Annotated in this window: 25 protein-coding genes; 12 read left to right on the forward strand and 13 right to left on the reverse strand. The window is 47.3% G+C overall.

The window, feature by feature from the left end:
• The first annotated feature begins 44 nt into the window (after window positions 1-44).
• A complete protein-coding gene (locus SynA1524_RS12585) occupies window positions 45-908 on the forward strand; it encodes an NAD-dependent epimerase/dehydratase family protein (protein WP_186498360.1) in 864 nt (287 codons plus the stop codon).
• Here the strand turns inward: SynA1524_RS12585 and SynA1524_RS12590 are convergent.
• The gene (locus SynA1524_RS12590) at window positions 872-1,300 is read right to left on the reverse strand and encodes a molybdopterin synthase catalytic subunit (RefSeq protein WP_186498361.1); all 429 of its coding nucleotides are present in this window, start codon (window positions 1,298-1,300) and stop codon (window positions 872-874) included. The genes SynA1524_RS12585 and SynA1524_RS12590 overlap by 37 nt on opposite strands.
• A 3-nt stretch (window positions 1,301-1,303) precedes the next feature.
• Entirely contained in the window at window positions 1,304-1,534 is a 231-nt protein-coding gene (locus SynA1524_RS12595) for a MoaD/ThiS family protein (RefSeq protein WP_186498362.1), read from the reverse strand.
• A gap of 51 nt (window positions 1,535-1,585) precedes the next feature.
• Between SynA1524_RS12595 and moaB the strand changes: the two genes are divergently transcribed.
• Window positions 1,586-2,083 carry a molybdenum cofactor biosynthesis protein B gene (gene moaB / locus SynA1524_RS12600; RefSeq protein ID WP_186498363.1) on the forward strand — a complete coding sequence of 166 codons (498 nt, stop codon included), beginning with the start codon at window positions 1,586-1,588 and terminating at the stop codon, window positions 2,081-2,083.
• 21 nt (window positions 2,084-2,104) lie between these two features.
• Here moaB and cobA read toward each other — a convergent pair whose 3' ends face one another.
• Complete coding sequence (gene cobA, locus SynA1524_RS12605; protein WP_186498364.1) at window positions 2,105-2,893, reverse strand: uroporphyrinogen-III C-methyltransferase; 789 nt, start codon at window positions 2,891-2,893, stop codon at window positions 2,105-2,107.
• On the reverse strand, window positions 2,890-3,552 hold the full coding sequence (locus SynA1524_RS12610) for a DNA mismatch repair protein MutS (RefSeq protein ID WP_186498365.1): 663 nt from the start codon (window positions 3,550-3,552) through the stop codon (window positions 2,890-2,892). Before SynA1524_RS12610 ends, cobA begins: the two co-directional genes overlap by 4 nt.
• A 560-nt stretch (window positions 3,553-4,112) precedes the next feature.
• On the opposite strand from SynA1524_RS12610, the gene SynA1524_RS12615 reads away from it, so the two are divergent.
• Together SynA1524_RS12615 and SynA1524_RS12620 are read left to right on the forward strand one after the other, a co-directional pair.
• Window positions 4,113-5,654 carry a ferredoxin--nitrite reductase gene (locus tag SynA1524_RS12615; protein WP_186498366.1) on the forward strand — a complete coding sequence of 514 codons (1,542 nt, stop codon included), beginning with the start codon at window positions 4,113-4,115 and terminating at the stop codon, window positions 5,652-5,654.
• A 114-nt stretch (window positions 5,655-5,768) separates the two neighbouring features.
• Window positions 5,769-6,695, forward strand: a complete 927-nt coding sequence (locus tag SynA1524_RS12620; protein ID WP_186498367.1) for a hypothetical protein — start codon at window positions 5,769-5,771, stop codon at window positions 6,693-6,695.
• Here SynA1524_RS12620 and SynA1524_RS12625 read toward each other — a convergent pair.
• Genes SynA1524_RS12625 through SynA1524_RS12635 form a run of 3 tightly spaced genes read right to left on the reverse strand, consistent with a single transcriptional unit; the run spans window position 6,684 to window position 9,087 of the window.
• Window positions 6,684-7,514 carry a metal ABC transporter permease gene (locus SynA1524_RS12625; RefSeq protein WP_186498368.1) on the reverse strand — a complete coding sequence of 277 codons (831 nt, stop codon included), beginning with the start codon at window positions 7,512-7,514 and terminating at the stop codon, window positions 6,684-6,686. The two genes, SynA1524_RS12620 and SynA1524_RS12625, sit on opposite strands and share 12 nt — an antisense overlap.
• The gene (locus SynA1524_RS12630) at window positions 7,507-8,274 is read right to left on the reverse strand and encodes a metal ABC transporter ATP-binding protein (protein ID WP_186498369.1); all 768 of its coding nucleotides are present in this window, start codon (window positions 8,272-8,274) and stop codon (window positions 7,507-7,509) included. Before SynA1524_RS12630 ends, SynA1524_RS12625 begins: the two co-directional genes overlap by 8 nt.
• A 3-nt stretch (window positions 8,275-8,277) precedes the next feature.
• Window positions 8,278-9,087 (reverse strand): metal ABC transporter solute-binding protein, Zn/Mn family, encoded by an 810-nt coding sequence (locus SynA1524_RS12635; protein WP_286188600.1) that lies wholly within the window; start codon window positions 9,085-9,087, stop codon window positions 8,278-8,280.
• Window positions 9,088-9,309: 222 nt separating this feature from the next.
• Here SynA1524_RS12635 and SynA1524_RS12640 point away from each other — a divergent pair, with 222 nt between their 5' ends.
• The 3 genes from SynA1524_RS12640 (at window position 9,310) to SynA1524_RS12650 (ending at window position 12,417) form a co-directional block, all read left to right on the forward strand.
• Window positions 9,310-10,692 carry a CobW family GTP-binding protein gene (locus SynA1524_RS12640; protein ID WP_186499656.1) on the forward strand — a complete coding sequence of 461 codons (1,383 nt, stop codon included), beginning with the start codon at window positions 9,310-9,312 and terminating at the stop codon, window positions 10,690-10,692.
• The gene (locus SynA1524_RS12645) at window positions 10,680-11,747 is read left to right on the forward strand and encodes a WD40 repeat domain-containing protein (protein ID WP_186498371.1); all 1,068 of its coding nucleotides are present in this window, start codon (window positions 10,680-10,682) and stop codon (window positions 11,745-11,747) included. The genes SynA1524_RS12640 and SynA1524_RS12645 overlap by 13 nt, the downstream gene beginning before the upstream one ends.
• A 346-nt stretch (window positions 11,748-12,093) precedes the next feature.
• Window positions 12,094-12,417, forward strand: coding sequence for a hypothetical protein (locus tag SynA1524_RS12650; protein ID WP_186498372.1), 324 nt, complete (start codon window positions 12,094-12,096; stop codon window positions 12,415-12,417).
• 40 nt (window positions 12,418-12,457) lie between these two features.
• Here the strand turns inward: SynA1524_RS12650 and SynA1524_RS12655 are convergent, their stop codons facing one another.
• The 4 genes from SynA1524_RS12655 to SynA1524_RS13230 all read right to left on the reverse strand — a co-directional run bounded on the left by SynA1524_RS12655 (window position 12,458) and on the right by SynA1524_RS13230 (window position 16,276).
• A complete protein-coding gene (locus SynA1524_RS12655) occupies window positions 12,458-13,324 on the reverse strand; it encodes an ABC transporter ATP-binding protein (protein ID WP_186498373.1) in 867 nt (288 codons plus the stop codon).
• Window positions 13,321-14,100, reverse strand: a complete 780-nt coding sequence (gene ntrB / locus SynA1524_RS12660; RefSeq protein WP_186498374.1) for a nitrate ABC transporter permease — start codon at window positions 14,098-14,100, stop codon at window positions 13,321-13,323. Before ntrB ends, SynA1524_RS12655 begins: the two co-directional genes overlap by 4 nt.
• Window positions 14,101-14,105: 5 nt before the next feature.
• Window positions 14,106-15,560: an ABC transporter substrate-binding protein gene (locus SynA1524_RS12665; protein WP_321189156.1), complete on the reverse strand. Its 1,455-nt coding sequence runs from the start codon at window positions 15,558-15,560 to the stop codon at window positions 14,106-14,108.
• A gap of 509 nt (window positions 15,561-16,069) precedes the next feature.
• Window positions 16,070-16,276: a twin-arginine translocase TatA/TatE family subunit gene (locus tag SynA1524_RS13230; RefSeq protein WP_186498375.1), complete on the reverse strand. Its 207-nt coding sequence runs from the start codon at window positions 16,274-16,276 to the stop codon at window positions 16,070-16,072.
• Between the two features lie 672 nt (window positions 16,277-16,948).
• Here SynA1524_RS13230 and SynA1524_RS12675 point away from each other — a divergent pair.
• Window positions 16,949-17,674 (forward strand): HEAT repeat domain-containing protein, encoded by a 726-nt coding sequence (locus tag SynA1524_RS12675; RefSeq protein WP_186498376.1) that lies wholly within the window; start codon window positions 16,949-16,951, stop codon window positions 17,672-17,674.
• A gap of 45 nt (window positions 17,675-17,719) precedes the next feature.
• Here the strand turns inward: SynA1524_RS12675 and cynS are convergent, their stop codons facing one another.
• Window positions 17,720-18,154, reverse strand: coding sequence for a cyanase (gene cynS / locus SynA1524_RS12680; protein WP_186499657.1), 435 nt, complete (start codon window positions 18,152-18,154; stop codon window positions 17,720-17,722).
• A 193-nt stretch (window positions 18,155-18,347) separates the two neighbouring features.
• Between cynS and SynA1524_RS12685 the strand changes: the two genes are divergently transcribed.
• Both SynA1524_RS12685 and SynA1524_RS12690 read left to right on the forward strand, forming a co-directional pair.
• A complete protein-coding gene (locus tag SynA1524_RS12685) occupies window positions 18,348-18,518 on the forward strand; it encodes a cyanate hydratase (protein WP_186498377.1) in 171 nt (56 codons plus the stop codon).
• Between the two features lie 73 nt (window positions 18,519-18,591).
• Window positions 18,592-19,662: an anthranilate phosphoribosyltransferase family protein gene (locus SynA1524_RS12690; protein WP_186498378.1), complete on the forward strand. Its 1,071-nt coding sequence runs from the start codon at window positions 18,592-18,594 to the stop codon at window positions 19,660-19,662.
• Here SynA1524_RS12690 and SynA1524_RS12695 read toward each other — a convergent pair.
• The gene (locus tag SynA1524_RS12695; protein WP_186498379.1) at window positions 19,623-20,090 is read right to left on the reverse strand and encodes a GNAT family N-acetyltransferase; all 468 of its coding nucleotides are present in this window, start codon (window positions 20,088-20,090) and stop codon (window positions 19,623-19,625) included. The two genes, SynA1524_RS12690 and SynA1524_RS12695, sit on opposite strands and share 40 nt — an antisense overlap.
• Here SynA1524_RS12695 and SynA1524_RS12700 point away from each other — a divergent pair.
• Both SynA1524_RS12700 and ppk1 read left to right on the forward strand, forming a co-directional pair.
• The gene (locus SynA1524_RS12700; protein ID WP_186498380.1) at window positions 20,089-21,387 is read left to right on the forward strand and encodes an MFS transporter; all 1,299 of its coding nucleotides are present in this window, start codon (window positions 20,089-20,091) and stop codon (window positions 21,385-21,387) included. The genes SynA1524_RS12695 and SynA1524_RS12700 overlap by 2 nt on opposite strands.
• Before the next feature lie 45 nt (window positions 21,388-21,432).
• Complete coding sequence (ppk1, locus tag SynA1524_RS12705) at window positions 21,433-23,571, forward strand: polyphosphate kinase 1 (RefSeq protein ID WP_186498381.1); 2,139 nt, start codon at window positions 21,433-21,435, stop codon at window positions 23,569-23,571.
• Window positions 23,572-23,673 lie beyond the last annotated feature (102 nt).

The following is a 23,673-nucleotide window of genomic DNA, read 5'->3' on the forward strand; positions in this document are numbered from 1 at the left end:
AATCGGTCGATCTCCTTAGCGTCGCCCCAACAGCCATCCCAGCCATGGACCTGACGATCGTTGGCTGCGGCTATGTGGGGCTTGCCCTGGCGGAGCGGCTGCAACCAAGACGTCCCCAGCTGAAGCTGACGCTCACCACCACCAGCAGAGAACGGCTGGCGCAACTCAGCCCTCTGGCCGATCGGGTGGAGCTGTGCGATGCCACCGACCCCGTGCAATTGCTGGCCGCCCTGCGGCAGAGCAGCAGCGCCGTGTTCTGTCTTGGGCCTAAAGGAGATCGCCAGGTGGATGCCAACGGCTACCGCCACACCTTCATCGACAGCTTCTGCTGCCTGACGTCGCTGTTGCCACAACTCCCGGAACTGCGGCAGATCGTCTACACGGGCAGTTGCTCGGTGTACGGCGATGCCGAGGGGGACTGGGTGGATGAGCAAACACCGCCCGCACCAGACCGCGGCCATGGCGATGTTCTGCTGGAAGGCGAACAACTGCTCAGCGGCATCAGCGACCGGCGGGTATGCATCCTGCGCCTCGGGGCGCTCTATGGCCCTGGCCGCGATCTCGATCGACGGCTGCGCGGGCTCGCCGGACTGGAACGCCCTGGCAGCGGAGCGACTTTCAGCAACTGGCTGCATGTGGCGGATGCCGCCGGTGCCCTGGAAGCAGCTCTCGATGCTGAATGGGCCGGTCTGGTGAACGTGGTCAACGACGAGCCGATTCAGCTGCGAGACCTGGTAGGGCGCAGCCTGCAGCGCCAGGGCCTGGCCCCCGTGCGCTGGCTGGGGCAGGACAAACCGGGTTCAGGGGGCCGACGGATTCGCAACACCCGGCTCAAACAGCTGGGCTACCAACTGCAGCACCCGCGCCTTGATCAGAGTGGCGTGTTGGCCACCAGCCAGGTGCCCTGACCAGCGCACCACTCCCGCTTCCAGAACGGGGCGTGGTGCTTGAGTTGCTCCAACAACGCGGCTGAGCAGCGCTGCGCCGCTCCACGACGATCGGCCTGCACCGCCACCAGCACGATCGGTTCACCGGGGGCAAGCTTGCCCACGCGATGCAACACCAAAATCGGCCCCGCCTGGTGCTCCTGCTGCAGACGCTGGGCCATGGCTGTGATCTGACGTTCGCAGAGGCCGGGGAAGTGCTCCAGCTCCAGCGCCTCCAGAGGCCTGCCATCCATCGTGGTGGGCCGCACCCGACCGATGAAGATGGCCTCGGCCGCGGCATCCCCACACCAGAGCGCAAGCTGCTGCCACGGATCAAAGGGATCCGGGCACACCTCCACACGGCAACCGGTCATGGTTCATCCCCCCGTGAACGGTGGCAGAAAGGCCAGCTCATCTCCAGCCTGCAACGGCTGATTGGCACCGACCAACTCCTGGTTCACCGCAATGCTGATGCCCTCGAGCGGACCAAGATCCAACTGGTTCCAGACCTCACGGGCCGTCGAAACGCCTGAAGTGAACGGAAGGGAACGCTCGCCCCAACCGGAGCGTTCGCGCAGGGATGCGAACAGCAACACCCGGAGCACCATGACCTTCCCATCTGGAGCGGTTCTAGCGTCCGAAGGCTCCGCCGCTGTGCCATGGCCCTGTCCATCGCCCTGCTCACCATCTCCGACACACGCAGCCTGGCGGACGACAGCAGCGGAGATCAGCTGCAGCGCAGCCTTGAAGCCGCCGGCCATCGCCTTCACGAGCGACAACTCTGCCCGGATGATCGTTATCAGATCCGCCGTGAACTGAGCCGCTGGATCGCCGATCCCGCGGTTGATGTGATGATCACCAGCGGCGGCACCGGACTCACCGGCCGTGATGGCACCCCTGAAGCGGTGGTACCGCTGCTGGACAAAACAATCGAGGGATTCGGGGAACTGTTCCGTGTGCTCTCCTTCGAGAGCATTGGCACCAGCACGCTGCAAAGCCGCTGCCTTGCCGGCGTGGCCAACGGCACCTTTGTGTTTGTGCTGCCGGGATCTCTGGATGCGGTAACCACCGCTTGGGACAAGCTCATCCGTGCTCAGCTTGATGAACAGACCCGTCCCTGCAACCTGGCCCAACTGCGGGCTCGCTTGAAGGAATAAAGCGGGATCGAGGGGAGCTGTTCAGAACGGAATCGGCATCGTGACCGCTGCCGGTGAGGGCCTGCAAGCTTCAACCTGCTGATCAATCACCTCACCCACCACAACGATCGAGGGCGACTTGAAGGCTTCGGCTCGGCATTGATCGGCAACGTCTACCAAGGTGGCTTTGAGGCAGCGTTGCCCCGCCACCGTCCCCTGCTGGATCACCGCCACGGGGGTTGTCGCGGCCAAACCACCCGCCATCAGCTCCTTTGCGATCCGGGGCAGGTTATGTAGCCCCATGTAGATCACCAATCCGTCACTGGCCGTGGCCAAAGCGCGCCAATCCACGGAGGGACGGCGCTTGTCGATTTCCTCATGACCGGTGACGAAGGTCACCGATGAGCCCGCCCGCCGGTGGGTGACGGGAATCCCGGCGTAGGCAGGGGCGGCAATACCAGCGGTGACACCAGGCACCACTTGAACAGGGATGTTTCGCTCCGCCAGGTAAGCCGCTTCTTCCCCTCCACGACCAAACAGGAAAGGATCACCCCCCTTCAAACGCACCACCGTGCTGTGCTTCTGGGCCATTTCAACGAGCACGGCATTCGTGCTGGGTTGTGGCACCGAATGATGTCCGCGACGCTTGCCGACAAAACGGCGCTTACAGGACGCCGGCACAAGATCCAGCACTTCTCTGGGCACCAGCGAGTCGTACACCAGGGCATCGCACTGGCTCAGCAGCCGATGCGCCTTCAGCGTGAGCAATTCGGGATCGCCGGGACCGGCTCCCACCAGATAAACGGTTCCGGTTTGTTCAGCGGTGGTCACGGCAGAGAAACAAGCAGATCGATCAGGGCCTGGCGGGTGGGGGGATGCTCCAACAGAGGAGGCAATCCACCAGCTTCGCTCAATGCCTCCGTCATGCGGTTCGGGGCGAGGGTTAACGGGAGTGGGCGGGCGCAGGGATGGCGCTGCTGATACTTGGGCCAGGCATCAAAGGCAGCCAATGGCAAGGCCAGGCGAGAGGAGAGCATCGCGAGGAAGCGATCCGCCACTCCCGGGCGCAGGGGGTGGTGCACCAGCACGGCATCACGGCGCTCAGACACCGGCAGTGCTGAGATCACCGCGTTCCACCAGGTGATCCAGGAGCCCAGAAAGGGAAGCAAACGCACGCTGGCCCCGGCGGCATGAAGCCTGTTGCGAATCGCCGGCACGTCCGTTCGGGCATGCGCTCCAGGCAACAACAGCAACGGAATAATCCAAGAGGGTTGGGGAAGCGCCGACACGGGTTGTTCAGCCGTCAGCACCTCCAGCTGAACGGGCGCCGATCGCCGCTGGGCCAGGAGATCCGGCAGGGAGGCCAAGCAGTCGGGAACGACACCGCCACTACGGCCATGCACCACCAGATGCAACCCTTGACGCCCCCGATCGGAAGCGTCATTCCGTAGCAATGGCCACGGATCAAAAAAAGAGCTATCTGATGTCATCGAGAAGTAATGACCTGGGGTAAGTACATGGCACCTCGCCAACAAAACGAACGTGCATCATTGGAAAGTCGTTTCTACCGGGCACAGACACGTCGGCGCTTTGACCTAAGCTCTACATTAATTGAATTTAAGAGTCCAAGTATGCGCAAAAGGGCAAAGCCGTACGACAAGAGTTACAGACGGCAATACGAGCGGAATCGTAATTCCATCAACAGAACAACTTTTGAGTACGAACTAGAAAAGGACGTAGCCGCTTAGAAGCCGGTTTGGCAAATGATCTGTTCGGGAGCTGCCCGCATGCTGAACAGAGTTTTACATCAGATTTAAATCTATAAAATGAATAGCATAGATCGCACAGGAAAAAGAATATAAAATCAACAGGGAAGCTGGGAGTCTAAAAAACCAACATTGTGCTAATATATTTCTTAAGTAGCTCGAGAAATCGAAGGTTACTTCACTATCGCACGCTTTCATTATTACGTAGCGACAAAGGTCCCCGGGCCGATTAAACTGATCTACTACATTTTTTGATCGATCAGTCCGCCCTATTTTCATGAATCATGACCATCAAAAACCAAATCAACCCCTACTTCGCAGAAAAAAAATTGAATAAGATTGAAAAAAGTAAGTTGGAAAAAGATGGGCTTTTAGTAGGAAGCGAAATCGAAAAGTTTGCAAAAATTGGGTGGGAAAATATGGATGAAACCGATTTAAAACTCCGTCTGAAATGGTATGGAATGTTCTGGCGTCCGAAAACACCCGGAAAATTCATGCTAAGACTTAGAATACCAAATGGTGTATTGACATCCAATCAAATACGAGTTGTAGCTTCAATAGTTGAACGTTATGGAGAAAATGGAAGCTGCGACATCACCACAAGGCAAAACCTGCAACTTAGAGGAATACTATTATGCGATCTTCCCGAGATCCTTAGAAGACTGCGTGAAGCCGGACTAAGTAGCGTCCAGTCGGGCTTTGATAATCCACGAAACGTAACCGGCAATCCACTCGCAGGAATAGATCCGAACGAAATCGTCGATACGAGACCTTACACAACTAAATTGCAGAACTTTCTCACAAATAATTGTGAGGGAAATTCGGAATATTCCAACCTACCGAGAAAATGGAACACAGCAGTCGCAGGGTCTAAAGACAATTTCCTTCTTCACAACGACATAGTGTTTCATCCCGTTGAGAATAACGGCGTGATGGGTTTTAGCATCTGGATTGGAGGGATTTTATCTCCACAGATGAACGCATATGCATTTCCCATGAATGTATGGGTATTACCTGACGAGATCTGCAACATTTTGGATACTGTGATTCGTCTCTGGAGAGACAATGGAGAAAGAGAAAAGAGAACCAAAGGACGTTTCCGCATGTATCTCGATGAGATAGGGCACGAAGAATTCCGCAGCCAAGTGGAAAAACTGTACGGAACACTCACTCCCGATCCAGGCTCAATATTCGAAAACTCTCCACGCTCTCACTTCGGCATTAATCAGCAGAAACAAGCCGGACTTTATTTTGCTGGCATACACGTGCCGGTCGGTCGCCTCACGGCAGAGGATCTACAAGATATCGCAACAGCGAGTCTCAAATATGGAAATGGAGAAATTAGACTCACAGAAGACCAAAATATAATTATCACAGGTCTTACGAGTGAAAAAGTTGAAGAATTAAAGACTGATACATTAATGCAGCGTTTCCCCCTAGCACCTAGCAATATTTCAGCAGGAACAGTGTCCTGCACGGGAAATACGTACTGTAGTTTTGCGCTTACCAACACTAAAGACCAAGCCTTAAAAGCAGCAAAGGAACTTGACGAGGAGTTGAACCTACCTGAAGAGATAAAAGTTCACTGGACTGGCTGTCCAAATACATGTGGACAGGCTTATATGGGAGCAATAGGTTTAACAGGTACAAAGGCTAAAAATGCTGAAGGAGTAATGGGTGAAGGCTACACAATGACTATTGGTGGTTCACAGGGTCGCAACCCAACTATTGGTCAAATCTATCGCAAAGCTATACCTGCGGCTGAAATCAAAACAGCCCTCAAGGAAGTACTTATTTCAAAATTTGGAGCTACAGAAAAGAAATAATCATTTTATAAGAAATAAAACAAGTTATGAAGCAAAGTTGATCAACAGAGAAGAGTAAAGATAATATTGCACAATTAAAAGAATTGCAATAATTAGAGTATAGAAAAAAAGATCATGCTAGGGTTAAAAGGTATAACAAAGAAAGTATCGAACTTAAATCAGATGGAGAATCTATATCACATTAGAGAAAGATTCTCAATTATTCACGATAATAAGATAATAGGAATACAAATGAAATGGGAAGGTAAAAGAGAAAAACCTCCAATGCTAATGCTTCCGGCCTTAAGTACAATTTCAAGAAGCGATGAATGGCAACATTTTAAAGCAATAGTGACAGATAAATACCAATTAATAACAATCGATTGGCCTGGATTCGGCGAAAGTGATAAAATAGATATACACTACAGTGGAACAGTATTACAAAAAACACTAAAAAAGGCTATCAAAGTAATACAGAGTAAAAATAACAGAAAGCTAACTATAATTGCAGCTGGTCATAGTGCCTCAGTTGTACTTACACTAAAAGACAAATACATCAATACAATAAAACAAGTTGTGCTAATTGCACCAACATGGAGAGGTCCACTTCCAAGTATGACAGGATGGTCACCTAAGAGGCTAAATATCATAAATGAAATAGTAAGGCTTCCTATCATTGGTCCAATACTATACTTCATAAATACAACAAAAGTAATTATAAGATTAATGATGAAAAGGCATGTATGGTTAAATAAGAATGACCTTGATAATGATAAAATACGAAAACTTCAAGTATTATCTCGACAGAAGGGAGCACGATACGCAAGCGCAGCATTCGTAACAGGGAGATTAGATATAGATAATAATAACAAGTGGTGGATATCAAATACAAATATGGTTAAAGAAATGTCTACTCTTGTTATACCGAAGGATTCACCAAAAAGATCATTATCAGAGATGGAAGCACTCTCAGAGAGCATTAAAGATATTTTATACATTAGAGGTAGGCTAGGATGCCACGAAGAATTCGGAGAAGAAATCGCAAAGAGATTATTCCACTAAATTGTAAGCACAAGAAAATACCAAGGAAAAAAGGAAGGCAAAGAATTGAAAGATTACAATTGAAGGACCTGAAGGTAGATTAAAGAAACCTGATAAGATAAGCCCAAACAGAGCACACATACCACCCAGTACCATAGAAAAAACAATATAAGAACTAAACTTACGCGAAATTAGTCTAACAGCGCATGCAGGTATTACAACGAAGGCACTTATAAGCAATGCACCAACAGACTTAATTGAAACAGATACAACAATAGCCAATAAAATTATGAAAGCAAGTTTATGGAATCTTGTGTTAATACCAATAGAGCCAGCCAAATCCTCATTAAGAGTTAAAAGAACATGAGAACGAAGACTAAAGACAAGGTAGATAAAAGAAACAATAAAAAGGATCAATGTAATATATATATCTGATGCTGTAATACCAAGAATATCTCCAAAAAGCAACTGCTTAATGCTACCACTATAAGAGTTGATTTTACTTAAGGCAAGAACAGCTGCTGCTAGAGAGCTAGAATATACGATATTCAATAGTGCGTCGGTAGGCAAAGAACTGCGCTCAACTAGATTATTTACAAGAAATGCAAAGATAATGGCAAAAGGAATAAGAACAAAAGTAGGATTCACATTTAAAAGGATACCTAGAGTTATACCGAGCAAGGCAGAATGCCCTAATGCATCACTAAAAAAAGCAAGTTGTCGGAGTACAGCAAAAGAACCTATAAGCCCTCCTAAAGAACCAGTTAAAAAGCCACCAATTAATGCGCGGTGAATAAATGGCTCATCAAATAACTCAAAAAAAGTTGATAAATCACCCACGACATTGATGCTGATAAGAAACTATATTGGGCCCATAGAGAACACTTAATCTTTCGGAAGTCAATGCAAGATTAGGTATACCTCGGCAGCACAAACGTCTATTTAAACCAAGTACTTGATCGCTACTACGGAGAACCATATCAATATCGTGAGATATATGGAGGACAGTCCAACCTTCCTGCCGACGCAATTCAAATAACATTTTTTGAAAACGTTGAGTTGAAGGTATATCTAGACCAGCCTGTACTTCGTCCAAAACAAGAAGATCCCTCGGACGTACGATACAAAATGCAAGCATAACGCGCTTCAGTTCACCGCCAGAAAGTTCACTAAGAAGACGTCGTCTTAAATTAAAAGTATCGGTTCTTTCCAAAGATCGATGAACTAAAATCTTAGTACGGGAGTCCCGCATGCGGAGAAAGGACGAACTATTACTAAGTCCAAGTTGCACGAACTCAAATACGGAGAGGGGAAACTGACCCTGAAAAGAAAAATTCTGTGGAATATAAGAAATTCGCTCACGTATGGATTTCGGTAGATACCCAGCTTTATTCATTTTGGTGCCCATAATATTGATGTCACCTGAGACGCGCGGAATAAGACCCAACAAGGAGGCAACTAAGGAACTTTTACCAGCACCATTAGGGCCAACTAAAGCTGTATCACTTTCAGCTAATAATTCAAAAGAAACATCATCTACAACAACATTGGCACCCCTTCTTACAGTAAGATTCTTAACAGAAGCAATTGGATATGACATAGTTTAACCACCAAGAGAGAGAAGAAGATTGGACAGGTTATCCCGCATAAGGTCAAAATAGAGAGACTCGTCATACACAAAATCCTGTGAAATAGTTTCAATAGGATTGAATAGTGCTATTTCAATATTAAGATCACGTGCCAACGAATTGAAAGAATTGCTTCCATCTTGAGGCTCAGTTAAAAGAGCCTTTAAATCGGAATCTCGAACAAGATTCGAAACTCGCTGTAAATCAGCAGGGCTTGGATTGATATCTGGCAGATCAACTAAGTATTCAGCTTTTAATTGATATCGTTCAGCAAAATATGGTGCAAAGTCATGATAAGCGATAAATGATTTGCCCTGATAAGGCTCCAACTTGGATAAAATTTCAGCATGCAATGCGAGCAAGTTATCCACATAAGCTAAGGCATTTGAAGTATAGACCTCACTACAAGCAGGGTTTAAATCCACAAGAGCATCTTTAATAGTCTCTACCTGGCTAATAGCACGTATAGGATCTAGCCATATATGAGGATTAGGATCAGAATAAGAATTCGCGTTAGAGATATCAGTAGAAATAGTCTTGATGCCAACACTAGTGTCAACAACGGATAATGTTGTACTCGCTGCTGAAGAGATTAGCCTGTCTAAAAAAGTCTCCATTCCCAAGCCATTAATAAAAAATACATCAGCCTTGCCAATAGATAGGATGTCCTTAGGGGTTGATTGAAAATCGTGTGGTCCAATATTTGTGGGGATTAAAGCTTTGACATCTCCGCATTCACCGGCTACTGCCCTTGCAAATAGTGTTATCGGAAGGAATGAGGTCATAATGGAAATCTTTTTAGACCCCTCAGGAGGCGTTGTGAGGGAGCCGCAAGAAACCAAAAAAATGGATGCTAGCGAGCCACTAATCCACTTACTCAAGCGCATCTAGTAGGAGAAGCGAAGTCAAATACGATACGAAAAAACAAAGATCTTTCTGAATCACCGAAAAAACAAGGCGATATAAGCTGCCCGGGATTAGTATAATTGTTGAACATCCATCTCGTAATGAAAGAAAAGCGAAAGGTTCCTGTCACCATACTTACTGGCTACCTTGGGGCAGGGAAAACCACACTTTTAAACAAGATCTTGAGAGAAGAGCACGGCAAAAAAATTGCAGTCATAGAAAACGAATACGGCGAGGTTGGAATTGATCAAGGACTCGTCATTAACGCAGACGAAGAGGTCTTTGAAATGTCTAATGGTTGCATTTGTTGCACGGTAAGAGGTGATCTGATAAGAGTCCTAGGCAATCTAATGAAACGTAGGGACAAATTTGATTACGTTTTAGTTGAAACGACCGGCCTCGCTGACCCAGGGCCGGTAGCACAAACTTTTTTTATGGATGATGAAGTTAGAGATGAATTCACTCTTGATGGAATAGTGACGTTAGTAGATTCTGCACACATTAATCAACAATTGGAACATAGCACTGAAAGTGCAGAGCAGGTCGCCTTCGCGGACGTACTCATACTCAATAAAACTGACTTAGTTTCCAAAAACGAAGTCAATGTACTTGAATCACGCCTTCGAGATATGAACAAAATGGCCCGTATACTGCGTGCAAAAGAAGCCGGGGTCGATGTTGAAGATGTCTTGAATCTTGGTGCATTTGATCTCCAGCAAACATTAGATAGACGTCCGACATTTCTCGAACCTGAATATCCGTTTGAGTGGACCGGAGTATATGAACTTAAGAAAGGAAACTACAGGCTTTATTTTGATGATGGACCTGATCCAACAATGCTAATAACAGCAATAAAATGTGATAGTTCAAATGGAAAAGATCTTGACGAATACGCCGAAGATTGTGTAAGAATATTCTCAAAAGAACCTAAAAAACTTTTACCAGGTGAAGCAATAAGCTTTAACGAGGTTATTGAATTACAATTACAAGATGCTGGTCAAAAGCTCTTTGAATTATATATAGACAATAAATCAACTATAGGTCTCTTCACTCAACATACGGCAGAAGAATTTAATATAAGACTGGATGAAAATAAAGATGATCAGCCCAGAGATAAGGAATTTAGCAATATAACTAAGGGGATCGATACAAAGACCGAAAGAATATGGGTAGCAGAACACGAGCATGACGATGAAGTTGGATCTATTGCCCTAGAAAGCCTTGGCAACATTAATCCAGATAAATTAAACGATTGGATTTCTAAACTTCTCCGAGAAAAAGGAGTAGATATATTTAGAACCAAAGGGTTTATCAGCTACGCTGAAGAATCTAGAAAAATTGTATTTCAAGGGGTCCATATGTTATTTACTGCAGAACCTGGAAGCGAGTGGGGAAACGAGCCCAGGAAGAATCAACTTGTATTCATAGGCCGAAATTTAGACGAGGATGCATTAAGGACTGAGTTTCAAAAATGTCTAGCATGAAAAGATCTAACAGCATTTTTCAAGGTGGATGGTACAGTGAAATTAATGAATACGTAATAGCTTGTGACTGGGCACTCGAAAATAAGAATATTATTGCTGCAGATATAACAGGCAATATTTACTCTTTTGATGCAAAAACAGGGAAGTTACTATACATGCAAAAAGACACTCACAACAAATCACTCTTAGATCTAGCAGTAAATCCCAATGGAAGCATATATGCAACTTGTGGCCAAAACGGCAAGGTTGATATTAATGCGGCTTCAGATGGAAGCTTACTAAGTTCAAGCTCATTAGGCAATGATTGGATTGATAATATACAATGGACAAATAACGGAAAATTATTAGCCGGTAGCATTGGAAAGTTCGTACATGTGATTGATTCGTCAGGAAATCAATTATGGAGTTCCGATGAACTGACAAGTACTGTGTCAGCAATTTATTGGTCAAATAATAGCGAATTAGCGATAGCAAGCTACGGCCAAGTGATTATTTATGATGTGAAAACCAATAAAGTTTGTCAAAGATTTGAGTGGAAGGGATCTCTTATATCATTGGCATTGAGCCCAAACGGGGAGATTGTAGCTTGTGGAAGTCAAGACAATTCAGTACATTTTTGGCGACGAACTAATGGTAAAGATGCAGAAATGACTGGTTATCCTGGCAAACCTAAAGATATTGTGTTTGATATTACGGGAAAATATTTAGCTACAGGGGGAAGCCCCCAAGTTACAGTATGGAACTTTAAAAATAAGGGTCCTGAGGGAACAATTCCGGGGCAACTTATACTTCATAATGAGCCGATAAGTTGCCTAAGCTTTGCCAACAGTAGCTCATTATTAGCATCTGGTGCAAAAGATGGGTCAATTGCAATTTGGAAATTAGATAAAAATGGAGATGGTGAGCCCATTGACAAGATATCCATCAACTCGACGCCGACACGACTAAGATGGAAAAAAGATGATAATGCCTTTTTAGCTGCTAGCGACTCGGGGAAATTATTCTGCTGGGATATACCGTCTAAAAATGGAGAAGGATTCGGATTCAAAAAGTAAATATATAACCGTTTGATATAATCCTTGAGGATCAGAGGAGAGTTGATTAAGAAATTAAAAACTAATTCAAATGCGACTGGCCGGACTGTACAATGGTGTAAATCAATACAATACAAGTTATGTATCAAACTCAATGGCTAGCTTCCGTCACTGACTCACTGCGGAAGCGTTATCTAAAGTCTCAAAAAGAAAATGACAAAAAAGCAACTACAGAATTGTTTAAGGAAGCGGTTTATTTAGGCATTAACATACGCAATTTTGATTAAGATTTTTAATGGGCCGATAATAGAGTCCTTTATAATAACATGAATGTTTATAATATAGAAAGAACCCGAGCCCATTGCTAATGAATGAAGAATCAGCAAAAAGTAACGAAGGCCAAGATATTTTTTCACAATTAATGAAAGAAGTAAGTACTCTTGCTTTATTAAAAGAATCAGGTGCAAGTATTATTCAAGGAAAGATTTTAATAATTATCGTTGGAATTGAAAAGGATGGAGAATTTTTAAAGGGCAATGAGATACAACCTAAACATTGCAATATAAGCAATGAAGAAGAATTCCAAGAATTTATTAAAGGTAATTACAAAAATGTTGATACGTTATATGTAAGATACTTTAGACCCGGAGACATAGAATTAAGTGAAATTACTAAATACATAATAAAATAAAAGAGCTACTTTAGGCAAGTTAAATAAACACAAAGTGTAACTAAGAAGACTCCTCAACTGCTCTTGTTTCGCGTAGGAGATGATCCTCAAGTTGGAGTTTGATATCAATGAAGAGAGAATCTTTTTCTATAATATTACGGATTCTGGGCCTTGGCAAAGGGACATCTATAATATCTGCAATATTTGCAGATGGTCCACTTGACATAAGCACAATTTTGTCAGACATTAATAATGCTTCTTCAATACTGTGTGTAATTAAAAGAGCTGTGACTCTATTTTTCTCCCATATTTTTAACACTTCTTCTTGCAAATAGGACCTTGTAAGGGCATCAAGGGCTCCAAAAGGCTCGTCCATAAGTAACATAGACGGATTAATAGACAAAGCTCGTGCAATAGCAACTCTCTGCTTCATACCACCTGAAATTTGCTTTGGAAACTTGTTCATTGAGCGTTCTAACCCAACCATATTCAAAAAGTATCTGGCTTTTTCACGCCTCTGTGAGGTACTTAGTTCTGGACAGGCCGTCTCTAAGGCATATTCGATGTTGCCTGCGGCGGTAAGCCAGGGCATCAGTGCGTAGTTCTGAAAAATTATGCCTCTGTCTGGACCAGGGCCAACCAGTGGCTTGCCTTCGATGAAAATTTCACCAGACGTGAAATCATCTAATCCTGCTAAAAGATTCAAAAGCGTTGATTTACCACAGCCTGAAGGGCCAATCAAAGAGACAAAAGTGTTCTTTTTAATATCAAGATTTATACCTTCAAGAGCAATATAGTTCTCAGTTTTTTTGTTAAAAAGAGAAGGTCGAGAAATTGGGAAAACTTTTCTTAGATTTACAATTTCAACATGAGATTCATGTTCCTTGTAAGAAATGGAATCAGCTGAACTGGGAGCAGATTTAGTCATAAATCGTAATTGAATCGAAGTTGCAAAATCTCAAAGATTTGATCCAGTACATAACCAGTTATACCTATGATTATAATTGCTACAAATATGTTAGCTACATATAAATTGTTCCATTCATTCCATATAAAATATCCGATACCCGTGCCTAGAAGCATTTCAGCAGCAACTATTACAAGCCATGCTGTACCCATTGAAATTCTCATCCCAGCTAAAATATTTGGCATTACTGCAGGTAAGATGACTTTGGTAATGGTATTAGTTTTGGAAGCACCTAATGACTTTGCAACTTTTAAGACATCAGAATCTACAGATTGAACACCAATTGCGGTATTAATTAAAGTCGGCCAGATGCTTGTAATAAAAATGACAAAAATACCGGTAACTTCTGAATTTCTAAATACGAATAAGCCAATGGGCAGCCAGGCAAGCGGTGAGACCGGTTTCAGTAGTTGTACATAAGGATCAACAGAAGACTTAACGGTTTTGGAAACACCAACAAAGAGACCGAGTGGAATTGCAACAACCATTGCAAGTGTGTAACCAATTAGAACTCTTCTTAAGCTTATAAGTAAATTAAAACCAATACCTAAATCGTTAGGACCGTTATCAAAAAATGGATCTGATATCCACCATAATAATTCCTGAAAGGTCTTTAAAGCCCCTGGAAAATTAGGAATTAAATTGGCACTGGCTATAATTTCCCAAACAACGCAAAAAGAAAGGAGACTAGATCCTGAGATCAGTAACGATCTCAGGATTGTTGACTTTGTAGACATACAGTCTATACACCGTCCCTATCAATTTGTTTGCTGACATAGCCCAACGGATCAGTAGGGTCAAAACTGTCGTATGCAAGCTTCTCAGTCTTGAACGAACGGGAGGGAGGATTGAACCCCAACTCCCTCTCCAAAGATTGAGCTTCATTTGTTAGGAATATTGCGGCACTATTAGCATTAAAGTCACCAGCTTTAATTGCGTCAGCAGCTCCTCCAAGGTCCCATCGTACAAGTTGAGACTGAATCCAATGTGAAAAGCTCTGCCAAGGATAAGGTTTAAAATCTATTCTGTCAGGGACATTTTTCTTATTGCCCAAGCCGTCATCGAACTTGCCTGTCAAAACAGCTTCAACGACTTTAGTCGGTTGGTTTAGAAAGGCGCGGCCAGAAATGTATTTCGCAATTTCAGATCTGTTAGTAGGATTTGTTGCATAATTCGCAGCTTCAATAATAGATTTATTGATGGCTTTAAAAGTATTTGGATGCTTATTAATCCAGGGTTCTCCCGCAGCGAAAGCGCAGCATGGATGACCAACCCAGAGATCCTTAGTTAGAAGGTGAATAAAACCAACACCTTCAAACACAGCTCTCTGATTAAATGGATCAGGCATCAAATATGCATCGATATCACCTGCAACCATCTGGGCAACACTGTCCGGTGGTGGTACAGGGCGAATTTGTACATCCTTGTCAGGATCAACTCCACCCTTAGCGAGGTAATATCTAAGTAGTAAATTATGCATCGAGTATGGGAATGGTACTCCGAATACAAAGCCTTTCATGTCTGCGGCAGATTTAACTTTATCCTTGTGGCGATTAGCTACAGTTATTGCTTGTCCGTTGATATTTTCAATACTGGCTAGTTTGACGCTGAATGGAGAAGTTCCCAATCCCAAAGTCATAGAGATAGGCATTGGTGCGAGCATGTGATAAGCATCAAGCTCACCTGCAATGGCCGAATCGCGAACAGCTCCCCAACTTGGCATTTTCACAACCTTACATTTCAACCCATTAGATTTATAAAAACCCATAGGTTCTGACATGATTATCGGTGTTGCACATGTAATTGGAATGAATCCAATCTTCAAGTTAGTTTTCTCTAATTTACCGCCGGCATGACCTGCTGCATGAGCATCTTGAGTATCTAATCCTGCACTATTGGCAATTGTTATCATGGCCGCACCAGCAGCCAATCCTTTGAGAAATGACCTTCTTCCAAAAGGGGAACTAGAGTGAATAGAGGCGAAGAATTCACCTGCTTGAGGACCAAAAGCTGCTGCCATCGCTTGGTCTAATCCACCGGCTTCTTCAGCTAGTGCCCGCAAAAGCTTTTCCTTGGCAGGATCACCTTGAGAAGCGTTCTTATAAAAAAGAATTTCTCTAAGCTCCGCTGATGAAACAGCCTCAGCGACTTCTACAGCATCGGCTTTAATCAAACCCATTTTATAAAAATCATCCATCAAATCCTCAGGATCTGAAGGCATATCTTCGGTAAAATCTTGATGATCTGGGCTAAATGGCCGGCACTCTACACAGAAGCAAAACAAACCATGACCGGTTTGGGGTTGAAAGGAAGGAGAACTTGATGTAGCTTCCGTAGTGCTATTACATTGAAGCTGTGACTTAAGAATCTCAGCGGCAGTCTGAGTAGTTGTGGATGCATGCGAGGTGAAAAGATTCGCCACAAATCTGGTTCATAGTTCCATATTTATAGTTGGAAAGTGAACGCGGATGTTGTATCAAGTGATACTCATAGCAAAATTTGTCAGAATTGTCTCACTTGCTACATTAAATGGCTGTTCAATTTATTAGAGAGAAAGGTAATTCTCCAGATAAAATTTGTTGGATGTCCTAAACAGTGTGCGCTTAAACTTAAAATTATACTTATTGCAACAATGAGTGAATCTTTATTATTGGGAATTTATTATATTTGAGAGAAGATCTGCTGCGCAGATCAATCGCCTTAAGATTAAAGGGTATCTTCATTAGGATCTTTGTCCTCCAAGACAACTACATCAATTTCTTTCTTAAATTCATCAGAGGCGGATCTAAAACCGCCCAAATATTTAGCCAAATATTTTCCAACTTTGGGCAAACTATTAGGCCCTAAGACTAATAAAAAAGAAATAAGGCATATAATTAGTAGCTCAGGAAAACCTAATCCAAAAAAGCTCATTTGTGATTGACCGCTAATTTATTATAGCTGTGCCGTTAAGATCATCAAGTTGATTTTAGACATATTTAAGATTACCAATTTTGCTTTTGTAAGATTACTATCGAACGGTATACGTGCATAATGTAAAGTCATGCAGTAAACAATATAATAAATTGATTTACAAGCAATCAATTAGCTGGCACATTCTCCTAATATTCGGCCTCAAAAGTATATGATCGTTTGTGGTATTCTCTTAATTCATTGCTTTTTTAACCACTCAGACTTCAAAATAGTATAAGGATATATAACTTTATCTCAAATGCCTTATTACAATCAAAAAAGAGTCGAGTTCTGGTTGGTACAGACGTGAAAGTAAAATACTGACAAGTTGATAGAAAATCGTAATTGTTATCCGACAACGAATTCTTAGTAGAACTGGATACCATTTAATTACAATTAATGAAGTTTAGATAAATTCAGCATACATCATTTGTCTAGAGCGAGTATTAATCATTTACCTATGTAACCATAAATGAAAAATCATACGCTCAGATTCAGCAAGCCTAAAATAGGGAAAATGATATGTGATATATTCATACGATACCAAGACTATATAGTAGACTTGTTGTGTTCGTTTCTACACAATGAAGAATTACATCTTGAAATCAAAAAAACTACTTACGCTAAATAACCATGAAGGATACTGAATCAGATCTGTGGGAGAGACTCGGCAATTCACGTAAGGTTCCCTTGGATCCTTGTTGGTTAGAAAATGTCTATTCGCCCAACCTTGCTACTGATCTGCGGCTAGCTCTCTGTGAAAAAATGGGTATGCTTGCAGATCGTGGCTGGCCTATTATTGAACATTTACTGCAACGCTATGGCGACATGCCTGATTTGGTGATGGCCGCAGGACTCTGCCATCAAATTGAGGCCCGTGAATGGTTACTGGAATTGCTCAAGCGCAGCAATTATAATGAAAAACTTCAACTAACTGCAGTTCAATCGCTTGGTTGTTGGGGTGCTGAAGTTCCCGAAGCAATCGTCACTCATTGCTTACATCATCCTGGTCAAAATTTTCGACTCGCTGGTCTTCAATTGCTGGAATTTCGCTCACACCTTCTAACAGATCACCAACTCTTGGATTACTGTAATGAAGCACTCAACGATTTTCGGGATTCAGTTGTTATTGCAGCAATCCGTATAATTCAGCGTCGTGACAGTAAAGAAATCTGCAAACAATTATTTTGTTTGTGTCAAGAAGACTCTCACGAAGTCGCATTTACCGCACTCCGTGCTCTTAGCTGTATAGCATCCGAAAATAGCAAAAGATATCTACTGAAACTTAGTAAAACCCTAAAAAGTGAATCAAGACGATTATTAGCCCAAAAAAAACTTAACGAACAGTTTAGATCTTAAAGCCCAATGACAATTGGACTATAGATAAGTCGAAAGCCTAAGTTTTTACCATTTCTTGTAGGGTAAAAACTTACCACACATTACAATTTTGACACGATCACCTTTAGGGTCCACAACTTTATCGACATCTATAGTGAAATCAATAGCACTCATAATTCCATCTCCGAAATGCTCCTGAATTACATCTTTCAGAGGCATGCCATACACCTGCATGATCTCGTAAAAACGATAAATCAAAGGATCAGTGGGAATCACTGGCTCAAGGCTTCCCTTGGTTGGGTACTCCTGCAGTGCCGCTGTTGTTTCTGCATCAAGGGATAACAAACCAGCAAGTTTCTCGGCCTCCTCCTTCGAGGCCGTCGCTTGGCCATAGAACAAAGATGCAACCCAAACCTCATCGAGACCAATAGCCGCCTCGAGATCAGCAAAACTCATACCTTTGGCCTTTTTGGCGGCCATCAACGTGGCTGTTAAAGACATAACGGTTAAGCGAACAATGAACTGCCTCAAAGCAGCATTCCAGATCGGAACGTCTCAGCAGCATCGTAAGTGTCACCCAGCAGATGCACTCAAAATGCAGCAACGGCGACCAAATCAATTCATCGTTTTGATGCATCGCATACAACAGACACGTTCCCGTGACGCTGCAACAAAAAAACTATATTACAATTATATGGTTCAGCTCTTTCGGGAAAGCTCGTCGTTGTTGTTCAGCCAACAATTGCAAGCAAAACCGGCCATCAACCTCGCCCTCGAGCGTCTGTACTACGCCGATGGTCGTCACAACCCCGACCATCCCCGGCACGGCAGCTTCGATGGACTGAATGTCCTGCCACAAAGCTAGGACGATTAGTATCAATCACTACGTTCACGGAGTCCGGCACTCCTGAACACTTCGCTCAGCTGAAGGGACATCTGTGACCAGCGCCATCGTCAACGGTCGGGAACGCTTCAAGCAGCACCTGCGCAAAGTTGGCAGTGGTGAGCACACCAGCAAGGGGATGAGCAGGGAGGAGGCTGCCGATGCGCTCCATCTCATGCTCGATGGGGTGGCATCCCCAGCTCAAATCGGAGCCTTCCTGATCGCCCATCGCATCCGCCGGCCGGAGCCTCAGGAACTCACCGGCATGCTCGATACCTACCGCAGACTTGGTCCTGTGCTGACCAGTGCAGAGGGTCAGCGGCCGCCTCTCTGTTTCGGCATGCCCTTTGACGGTCGCACACGCACGGCCCCTATCTACCCACTCACCACGCTGGTGCTGCTCGCCTGCGGTCAGCCCGTGGTGCTGCAAGGGGGGGATCGCATGCCGATCAAATACGGCGTCACCGCAATTGATCTGTTCCGAATACTGGGCCTTGACCTGGCGGGTCTCTCCATAGCCACTGTCCAAGACGGCTTCGAGCAGACCGGGTTTGCACTGATCCACCAGCCCGACCATTTCGCCATCGCCGAAAGCCTGATCGGTTACCGCGAGGAACTGGGCAAACGTCCTCCAGTGGCCAGTCTTGAACTGCTGTGGACACCCCATCAAGGCAACCACCTGCTGGTGAGTGGTTTCGTTCATCCCCCCACGGAAAGCCGTGCCTGGGAGGCCCTCAAGCTGGCCGGCGAAACCGATCTGCTCACGGTGAAGGGTCTGGAAGGTGGCACCGATCTCCCCATCGGTCGGGCCTGCATCACCGCAAGGGTTCAGCAGGGCCAGGCCGAACGGCTGATTCTTCACCCTCGAGACCATGGCTGCCATGCAGCAGATGTGGAGTGGAGCGATGAAGCGGCCTGGACTGAACAGGCCCTTGCGGCACTCGACAACCGTGGCCCCCTCCTGGATGCCCTGCGCTGGAATGCCGGGGCTTACCTCTGGTTCAGCGGCCACAGCGACAGCCTTGAATCAGGCCTGCAAACGGCTGATGGCGTGCTGAAAACAGGCCAAGCCCTGCAATGCCTCGATCAGCTGCGGTCCTGGAGAAGCCATTTATCCATCCGATAGCGCTCGAACGGAACGCCTCCAATGCTGATGGTTTCTGGAGCCTGCACACGCCAACCGCAGCGTTCCAGCAACGGGCGACTTAACTGACTCGCTTCGGTGCGCAACCGCTCCACACCCTCATGGCGGGCATCGGCCTCAATCTGGTCCAGCAAGGCGCGGCCATGGCCCTGGCGGCAAGCCCGTCCTCGGCAATAAAGCAATGACAAGCGATCCCTTGGTTCACGGATGGCAAAGGCAGCGTCGTGGCCACTGATCCACCCCTGCCCCTCCAGGAAGGTGCGATCCAGGATCCCGGGCAACCAGGCCAGAGCCGCCCAGGCGCGGACCTGGTCTGAGGAATAGAGCCCCGGAGCCTGACTCTCGATGGCATCCGCATAGATCTCCCGCAGCAGGGGGTGATCAGCGGACCCGATCGGGCGGAGTGGCATGCCATCGGCCTGTGGGAATGTGAGTCTCCTTCAACCGCCGGTCGCCTTGCAGCGCCCCCGTATCCCCACCCTGCTCAGCGCGTTTCTGACGCTGCTGAACGATCGACTGAGCGAGAGCATTTTTTTACCGCTGTTGCCCTTTCTGCTGGCGGACTTCAGCAGCAGCGGCAGCACCGTCGGTCTGCTGTCGGGGACTTACGCCCTCTCTCAATTCGCTGTGGCGCCACTGATCGGTGCCCTCAGTGATCGCTTCGGCCGCAAACCGGTAATCAGCATCTGTGTGGGTGGCTCCGTCGTCGGCATGGGACTGTTCGCCACCACCCTGACGGTGCCCTGGCAGCAGATCTGGCCCGGAGCTGCCGCAGCAGGCGTCCCCCTGGCCCTGCTGTTCACAGCCCGGATCATCGATGGCATCAGCGGCGGCACGTCCGCCACCGCCACCGCCGTGCTGGCGGACGTCACAACCTCGGAGAACCGTGCCAAAGCTTTTGGACTGATCGGTGTTGCCTTCGGCCTGGGCTTTGCCCTTGGACCAGGCCTCGGTGGTGTGCTCGGCGAAATGAACCGCATCCTCCCCGCCTGGGGAGCCACCGGGTTTGCCGTCGTGAACCTGGTGATGGTGAGTCTGTTGCTGCCGGAAACCCATCCCCTTGAGGCCCGTAAACCTCTGCCGCGCAAGCGAGCCCTCAACCCTGTGTCGCTGCTTCAGCGAGTGTTTGCCCGTCCGGATGTGCGGCGTCTGGCCCTGGCCTTCTTCGGCTTCTTCATGGCCTTCAACGGCTTCACCACCGTTCTTGTGATCTATCTCCGCAACGCCTTCAACTGGACGGAAGGGATGGCGGGAGCCGCCTTTGCCCTGGTGGGCGTGATCGCCATGGTGGTGCAGGGAGGACTGATAGGCCCGCTGGTGAAGCGATTCGGCGAACTCCGTCTCACCCTGGCGGGTCTGGGACTGCTCAGCGTGGGTTGCCTGATGGTGCCTCTCGCCAAGGAAGAGACGTCGATGCCGGTCATTTACAGCGCCGTCGCCCTGCTGGCGCTGGGCACCGGCCTGGTCACGCCTTGTCTGCGGGCGCTGGTCTCGAAACGACTGACGCGGGATGGTCAGGGAGCAGCCCTGGGAGGACTGCAGGGACTCCAGAGTCTCGGCACCTTTCTGGGGGCATCCGCTGCAGGATTCAGCTACGACCGTCTGGGACAGACGAGTCCTTTCTGGATCGGTGCTCTGGTGCTGTTCGGCGTTGCTGGTCTGGTGGCTGGTGCCCCGCGTTCACCCACGGTGGAAACACGAATCTGATTGCTACGTTTCGGCTGACCCCGCAGATCCAGCTCCAAACTTCCCATGAGCTCCGCTGTTCTGAGCCCGGACTGCTACATAAACCGGGAACTGAGCTGGATCGCCTTCAACCAGAGAGTCCTCGCCCAGGCGCTGGATCAGCGCACCCCCCTGCTGGACCAGGCCAAGTTCAGCGCCATCTTCAGCAACAACCTTGATGAGTTCTTCATGGTGCGCGTGGCGTCCCTGAAGTCTCAGGTGGAAGCTGGCATCACCACCCCCAGCGAAGACGGAAAGACGCCGCTCGAACAGCTGCTGACCATTCGCGAACGGCTGATACCCCTGCTGCAGCAACAGCAGGACCACTATCGCAAACAACTGCGCAAACAACTGCTCGACCACAACGTGCAACTGCTGGATTACAGCCAGTTGAACAAGCATCAACAGCAATGGGTCAGCGACACCTTCCGCCATTCGGTGTTTCCGGTGCTGACTCCGCTTGCCGTTGACCCGGCACATCCCTTCCCCTTCGTCAGCAACCTCAGCCTCAACGTTGCTGCTGTCATTCACGACCCGGAATCAGGCCAACGTCAATTCGCACGGGTAAAGGTTCCCCAGAAGAACCTCCCCCGCTTCGTCTCCATTCCCACCGAGCTGAGTGAGAGCGATCCCAAACCCATCCACACCGCCGTACCGCTGGAACAGGTGATCGCCTTCAACCTCGATCTCCTCTTTCCGGGGATGAGCGTGCAGGGGCATTACTTCTTCCGCGTGACGCGCGATGCCGACCTGGAACTGCGGGATCTCGAAGCCGATGACCTGATGCTTGCCCTTGAGCAGGGTCTACGCAAACGGCGGATGGGAGGCGAAGTGGTGCGACTCGAGGTGCCCAACGATATGCCCGAGGACGTCGTTGAAATGTTGATGAATGGCCTCGCGGTTGAGGAAGAAGACCTCTACAGGATTGATGGACCCCTGGGTCTGGATGATCTCTTCGGTTTGATGGCCCTACCTCTTCCGAAGCTGAAGGACAAACAGCACAGCGGACAGACACCAGCGGTGCTGGCTAGAACCCAACAGCATCTGATTGACGAAGGTGCCATCAAACCCGAGGAATTCGAAAACATCTTCTCGGTGATGCGTCAGCAAGACATCCTCTTGCATCACCCCTATGACCTGTTCTCCACCACGGTGGAGGAATTCATCAACCAGGCCGCTGATGATCCCCAGGTGATGGGGATCAAGATGACCCTGTATCGAACCTCGAAGGATTCACCGATCATCGCGGCACTCATCCGTGCCGCTGAAAATGGCAAGCAGGTGATGGCCCTGGTGGAACTCAAAGCCAGATTTGATGAAGACAACAACATCCAGTGGGCCCGACAACTGGAACGCTCCGGCGTCCATGTGGTGTATGGCGTTCTGGGCTTGAAAACCCATACCAAGATCGTTCTGGTGGTCCGCAAAGAGCAAGAAAAGCTGCGTAGTTACGTCCACATCGGGACCGGGAATTACAACTCAAAGACTTCGAAGCTCTACACCGATCTCGGGCTTCTCTCCACGCGGCCGGAGCTGGGCCAAGACCTGGTGGAACTGTTCAACTACCTGACCGGGTTCTCAAAGCAGCAAAGTTTCCGCCGACTGCTGGTGGCTCCGGTGACCCTGCGCAAAGGGATGGAATCCCTGATCCGGCGCGAAATCGAACATGCCAGGGAAGGTCGGGACGGTCACATCAGAGCCAAGATGAATTCCTTGGTGGATCCGGACATCATCGCGTTGTTATATGAAGCCGCAGCAGCGAATGTGCGGGTTGAACTGATCATCCGCGGCATGTGCAGCCTCTACCCAGGCCGAGAAGGACTGAGTGAAAGCATCAGCGTTGTGAGCATCATCGGCCAGTTCCTCGAACACTCGCGCATTTTCTGGTTCGGAAACGGTGGCTCACCTGAGGTGTACATCGGTAGCGCAGACTGGATGAGTCGCAACCTTGACCGCCGGGTGGAAGCTGTAACACCCGTGGAAGATCCCAACCTTCGCGGCCGACTGGAGCGCTTGCTGGAGCTCTACCTGAAGGACAACCGGGGCGCCTGGGACATGCAAAGCGATGGCAGCTTCATCCAACGGCAACCAGAGGAGGGAGAGGACGTTTGCAACTCTCAGGTTCAACTGATCAAGCAATGGAGCCTAGGCGTCCCGCAATCGTGATCTTTCGAGATGAAGTTGCGTCAAATATCCGTGATGACTGATACGGAATCGTCGCAATCAAGCCGAAGCCGTTCAACACACCCTTGCCACACACTGGTGTCA

Origin of the sequence: Synechococcus sp. A15-24 (assembly GCF_014280195.1) — a bacterium.
In the GTDB taxonomy this organism is placed as follows: domain Bacteria; phylum Cyanobacteriota; class Cyanobacteriia; order PCC-6307; family Cyanobiaceae; genus Parasynechococcus.